Source organism: Nitrospira sp., assembly GCA_016788885.1.
Classification (GTDB): Bacteria; Nitrospirota; Nitrospiria; order Nitrospirales; family Nitrospiraceae; genus Nitrospira_A.
In genome coordinates, this window is the sequence record JAEURX010000004.1 from 1 (window position 1) to 6,213 (window position 6,213).

Annotated in this window: 6 protein-coding genes; all 6 read right to left on the minus strand. The window is 58.5% G+C overall.

The window, feature by feature from the left end; all coding sequences use genetic code 11:
- A partial coding sequence (locus tag JNL86_00115) for a type II/IV secretion system protein (GenBank protein MBL8041304.1) occupies positions 1 to 1,328 on the minus strand: 1,328 nt, incomplete at its 3' end.
- A 63-nt stretch (positions 1,329 to 1,391) separates the two neighbouring features.
- Positions 1,392 to 2,606 carry a type II secretion system F family protein gene (locus JNL86_00120; GenBank protein ID MBL8041305.1) on the minus strand — a complete coding sequence of 405 codons (1,215 nt, stop codon included), beginning with the start codon at positions 2,604 to 2,606 and terminating at the stop codon, positions 1,392 to 1,394.
- 42 nt (positions 2,607 to 2,648) lie between these two features.
- Positions 2,649 to 3,476 carry a LysM peptidoglycan-binding domain-containing protein gene (locus JNL86_00125; protein ID MBL8041306.1) on the minus strand — a complete coding sequence of 276 codons (828 nt, stop codon included), beginning with the start codon at positions 3,474 to 3,476 and terminating at the stop codon, positions 2,649 to 2,651.
- Between the two features lie 13 nt (positions 3,477 to 3,489).
- Entirely contained in the window at positions 3,490 to 3,897 is a 408-nt protein-coding gene (locus JNL86_00130; protein ID MBL8041307.1) for a prepilin-type N-terminal cleavage/methylation domain-containing protein, read from the minus strand.
- Positions 3,872 to 4,378 carry a prepilin-type N-terminal cleavage/methylation domain-containing protein gene (locus JNL86_00135; GenBank protein MBL8041308.1) on the minus strand — a complete coding sequence of 169 codons (507 nt, stop codon included), beginning with the start codon at positions 4,376 to 4,378 and terminating at the stop codon, positions 3,872 to 3,874. Before JNL86_00135 ends, JNL86_00130 begins: the two co-directional genes overlap by 26 nt.
- The coding region (locus JNL86_00140; protein MBL8041309.1) for a hypothetical protein at positions 4,375 to 6,213 on the minus strand (1,839 nt) is incomplete at its 5' end. The genes JNL86_00135 and JNL86_00140, both read right to left, overlap by 4 nt.

The window sequence follows — 6,213 nt, forward strand, 5'->3', positions numbered from 1 at the left end:
CCCATCGAGGCGAACCGGCCGATGACGTCAAAGACGTTGTTTGCATGCACGGTGGTCAACACCAGGTGACCCGTGAGGGCGGACTGGATGGCAATCTGCGCCGTCTCGGCATCACGGATTTCGCCGACCATGATCTTGTCCGGGTCGTGACGCAGAATCGACCGCAACCCGCGCGCAAACGTCAGTCCCTTTTTTTCGTTCACCGGGATTTGCACGACGCCCGGCAGCTGATACTCCACTGGGTCTTCAATGGTGATCAACTTGTCCTCTTGAATATTCATTTCGCTGATGGCGGCATAGAGGGTCGTCGTCTTACCGCTCCCCGTCGGGCCGGTGACGAGCACCATGCCGTAGGGTCTGGTGATGGCGCGCCGAAACCGTTTGAGGTCTTCGGGATTGAACCCGAGACGATCCAGACGCAATGTGGACACACCGGTTGTGATCGCCTCCCGGTCCAAGATTCTGATCACGACGGACTCGCCGAAGACGCTGGGTAGAATCGAGACCCGGAAATCGACCGTTTTCCGGTCGAGGCGCATTCGGAAACTACCGTCCTGCGGCACCCGCCGCTCGGCGATATCCAGGTCGGACATGACCTTCAGACGAGATACCAACGGAGGATGGAGTTTGACGTCGAGCGGATCCATGGCGGACACCAGGATGCCGTCCACCCGAAACTTGACCGTCGTGGCACGGTCCGTGGCTTCGATATGGATGTCGCTCGCTCGGCGCTGCATGGCGCTGAGCATAATGGTGTCGAGCAACTTGACCACCGGGCTCTGGTCCTCACCGAAGTGATCGACGGTGAGCACTTCTTCGCCCCGCTCGTCCTCCTTGACCAACACCGATCGATACTCCGCTTCCAATTCGCGCAGCGCCTGACTCGACCCCTCACTACGCTCCAGCGCAGCCTGGATGGCGCTCCGCGAACTCACCACATAGTGCAGCGGCCGATTCAGCAGGATTTCCAACTCATCCAGTGCGAGGAGATTCTGAGGATCAGAGATAGCGATGGTCAGAACGCCCGCCTCATCCTTCACAGGGACGAACGGATGCCGTCGCATCAGCTTCACGGAGATGGTGTGATAAAACTCAGAGTCGACTCGAAATCCGGTGAGTTGGTCATACGGCAACCCAAACTGGGCCGCCAGCGCTTGCGCCAGTTGCGCCTCGGAGATCGTGCCTTCTTCAACCAGCGTTTGCCCCAGCGCCGCGGTGCTCCCGCCGAGGCGGACCACGACCTGATCCACCGTCCGGCGGGTGAGGATTCCTTCACGCACCAGCACATCGGACAGCGACGGCCGCGTAAGATGACGTTGCATGGCCATGTTACTCGCCTCCAACCGGTACCCGATTCCCTATCAAGAATCGCATCGAGCCGCGCGGTCGCCTCATTGGATCGTTCCCGCCATTTGAAAAATCGGCAGATACATGATGATGACGATCCCCCCGACCAACACGCCCATCACCAGCAACAACACCGGTTCGATCCAGGTCGTCAACTGACTGAGACGCACGTCGAGATCGCCTTCGTAAAACTCCGCGACATCTCTCAGCATGGGCTCTAACGAGCCGGTTTCTTCTCCGACCGACAGCATTTCAATCGCCAGCTTCGGCAAAATCTTCGGCCGCTCGATCGCGGCGGCCAGGGTGCTGCCCTCGCGAATTTCATTCACCGCCGAGACCAAGCCTCGCGACACAAAGCGGTTTGAGACGGCGCCGCGGGCAATTTCCAGCGCTTCAACGATGGGAGTACCTCCCGCCAAGACCGTGGCCAACGTGCGGGTCAATTGGATGGTATGGTGTTCCACCAAGATGGTTCCCAACAGGGGCAATCGGAGTAGATTGCGGTCGACGGACAACCGGCCGGCCGATGTCTGGTACCAGGCCCGTCCCATGACCGTTGCTACAATCACAATGATCGTGACCGGAATCAGTTGCGCCTCTCCTATGTGGATCACCGAAATCAGCAACCGAGTTGCCGTCGGCAAATTGGCCGAGGATTCGCCGTATACCGAGATGAAGGTCGGCATGACATAACTCAGAAGAAATCCCACCACCGCAACGCCGACGACGACGAGAAACGCCGGGTAGGCCAACGCCTTCGTCACCTTCTGACGCAACCCGATCATCAACTTGAGATACGCGATATACCGTTGAAGCACCTCGGCCAAATTTCCCGACTGCTCCCCTGCCCGAATGGTGGCGAGGTAGAGATCGGAAAAATACGCGGAGTGCTTGCCGAGCGCTTCCGAGGCTGACGCACCACCGCGAATATCCTGACGCACCGCTTTGAGTGCTTCACGAAACGAAGCCCGTTGGGTGCGATCGATCAGAAGATCCCACACCCGTAAGACCGGTAATCCTGCCTTGATCAGAGCCAGCAACTCCTGGTTGAACACAAGGAAGTCCTGGAGCGGCAGTTTCCCCCAACGACCCGTGGGAAGGCCCGGCACGCCGATCCCCGCCCCGCGTCGAGAGAGACGAAAGACCAGCAGGCCGTCCGATTCGAGCTTGGCGCGCACCAGATGCTCATCATCACCTTCGATATGCCCCTCAAAGGTGGTGCCATCCGCTCGTGCCGCTCTATAGGAAAACACCGCCATGAGTGTATCTGCCTCAGTCGAGGACGCAAGGCCATCCGTTCGCTACTGCGAGACCGCACCTGTCGAGACCGGTTGAATCGCCGCCTGTTGTCGCTTGGGCTCCGGCACACGGAGCGTCCGCCCGACCATGATCAGGTCGCCCGACACGCCATTGAGGGAGCGTAGCGCATTCACTCCCACCTTATGACGTCGAGCAATCGCCCAGAGGGTGTCTCCGTTACGGACGACGATCGTCTTCACCTGCGGTTCGCCCGTTGGGGTTGAGAACGCGGTTGATTGCGCGACAGGAGCCACGATTGTCCCGGTTTCAGCTTCGGAAAGGAACGTCTGAGACGAGGCCGGAGTTTCGTCCATCGCAGGCGGATGCTCCGTCACAGACTCTATTTTCGGCAAGGTCTCTGCGACGCCCTCCGGTATCGACGAGAGACTCTTTCCTCGAGACAACCCCGCCTTCGTCGATTGTCGTGTCGGGTGATGAGGCGGCTGAACAGCCTGGGCCACACGTTCCCGCTCCGTGCGGGCCGCGGACAACTCCTCACGTTGCAGGTCGATGATCTGCCTGGCATCCGCCAGGCGCCGCTCGGTCTCCTGCAACATCCCTTGAAGCTGCGCCCTGGCCACCTGCGCATCAGCTAACTCTTTACGTTGCTCGTCCAACTCCGTACGCAGTTCCGCCGCGGTGCGCTGTGCCTCCCGGACCGCTGCCTTCAGGGAATCCGCGGTCACCTGCAGGTCGGTGGGGGTCGGCTCGGACAACGGCGTCACGCGCGCACAGCCGGTTGAACCATACGGCAGCAGCAGCGCCACTACCCAACACCAGCATCGAAATCCAAATCCCAGCCGTCGCTTCTGAATCGTAGGGTGAATCATGATGTTCATGGCCTTACCATTGGTTGTAGGGAACGCCGTTGGTACCGACAAGATCAGACCCCGAAAAGACATCGACCATCCCGCCCTCAGCTTCATCGACCATTTCCTGCCAGGATGTACTCAGACCGGTTAAGGGGTCGGTCGGCACCCGACGCAGGTATCCGGCCGTCACCAGCGCCTGAATGCCTTCGGGATACTTCCCCTTGTCGGCCCGATGCTGATCGATGACGTCGCGGAGCGAAAACAGATCCTGACGTAACGCGCCTTCCTTGGCTTTGATGATAGCCGCATGGTAGGAGGGAACCGCCAGGGTCGCGAGGATCCCCACGATCGTCACCACGATCATCAATTCGATAATCGTAAAGCCACGAGGGGAAGACACCGTCCATGCGCGCTTACCAATCACGATATTTGGTGCCATCCAAGGCCAGTTCCTGACTCTGAGTCGTAACATCGTACACATCTTCCCCACACCAGTCTTTGATGCTGGCGGGATCTCGGTAGCAACGTAAGCGCCAGTCGGCCGCGCCCGTCATCGGATCTAACGGGATCGACCGGAGGTATCGGCGAATGGTCGTGCCACGGACGGTCGCCTGCTCTCCCGTGAGTTTCACTCCCAATAACACGTCGAGCGACTTCGGGTATCCGTAGGGCCCCGTCACATCCTTGCAGCTCAATCGATTCTTGACGCAGGCAGGACCGGTGAGCGTATCGCCGTCACGTGCCCATTCGAGGTGGAAGGCATCGATTGCAGCCCGAATCACCCGGAGATTCTGCCGCAACTCGATCTCTTTCGTCCGTTTGGTAGAAACCTTGGTGAACGGCAACGCAACGGAAGCAAGGATCGTGAGAATCGTCAGGGTCACGAGCAATTCAAGCAACGTCACGCCGGACTGTTTCACCGCACTCTCACCACTCCTGTCACATCAACCGGTTCCTGCGATGTGTCGGCCCCGGTATGTTTGGCCGTATGCAACCGTACGGTCGACACGCCGGGGGTCTTTGCCAGAAACGTGACCCGCAACAGCCGGCCGTCGTCCTTCGTGGCACCAACAGACCGGTGTAGACGCAGTTCGACGACCCCGTCCGCCAACGACGATGTCGCCGCCACTGGAGCCTTGCCGGCTTCCGTTCCCAACACTTCACCGAGCGTGGCATCCCGGAATTCAAGCACCTTGGGATCGAACTCCAACGTCAGGGTCTCGGTGTCGAACCCTTGCGCATGAGCCGCCATCACATCGACACGAACCTCTTTGTCGACCTGAACCGTCACATCTGCAGGCTGCAGGGAAAGCTGCAATCCCTGCGTGGTTGATTCGGGAGTCGCCCCCCCCGCCTTGGATTTCTTGGATACCGATTTTTCGGAGACCGTTCCTGTGGCAGTCGGCAACGCCACACGAGCCGCTACTTGCTTCGGCTGCATGGCGAATAATGGAGCCGTGGAATAGACCGATTCGGTTCCGGACCAGAACGCCTGCCCCTGCGGACCCGGTAGACGTAGAGAATTCACAATATGCGGCGTAATGGTCAGAATGACTTCCGTGGTGACTCGCTGGGTCTTGAAAGAACTCAGCAGATTGCCCAAGAACGGGATATCGCCGATCCAGGGAATCGTCACTTTCGTACGGCGGTCCTCTTCCTGCAACAGTCCGCCCAGAACAATAGTCTCTCCGTCGCGCACATTGAGCATCGTCTCCGCCGAACGGTTGCCGAATTTGAACTGTGAGATGGGGGGTGATTGCTGCAGCAACACCGTGTCGCCCAGACGGATCACCTCGATCTTCATTTTCAACGACAGTTCATTCGCCAGATGAATGTTCGGCTCGACGGTCAGTTTGACGCCGGTATCGCGAAACTCGATTGAGGTCACCGTGGAGGTGGTCGGAACCGCACCGGTTGCGGCCTGTCCTGGCAATACATTGGTGGTGGACAACAAAATCGGCTGCTTGTCGCCGATGTTCACTTCGGCTTTCTTATTGTTCAGCACCCGCACTTTCGGCGCAGCCAGTGTCTTGGCATCCGTGATTTGCTTGAAAAAATCGAGCTGCACATTAGTGGGAAGCTTGAAGAGATAGTTGTCCTGCCCCAAGCTTGCCAAGTTCCGATAGGTAAATTGCTGTGCGATATCACCGGCAATCGTGCCGGTAAATCCCGGCGGCACCATCGCGGCGGCAATTTGCTTGGGATACGACAGCCCGTACTGTTGGTCGACCGTTCGGTTCACCTCGAGCACTTCCACGTCGAACAACACTTCGGAATCCTCGCGATCGTTGGCCTGAATGATCTTCTCCGCCAACTCCACCTTCTCCGGCTGATCGCGAACCACAATCGTATTCAGCGCCTCGTTGCCATGGATATGCTTCACATCCAGCATCGACTTCAGCAACGCCACCATGTCCTTGGCCTTGGCCGATGACAGATAGAAGGTCCGAATCATCAAATCCTGATACTGTTCCTGCTTTTGCTTGGTATTGGGACTGATGATGAAGAGCGTGGGGCCGGCCTTCTGCGCGAAAAGGCTATTGCTATTCAGCACCAACGAGAGCGCTTCATCAAACGGCTTCTCTTCCAATGACACGGTGATGGGATCGTTGCGGACGTCCTTATCGAAGACAAAATTCACATGCGCCGCTTTTCCCAAGGCCTCGACCACTTCCTTCAATCCGGCATTGCGAAACTGCAAGGTGACCGGCTGTTTCTGACGATCATCCCGATCAGCGGCATGCTGCTCGGCCGA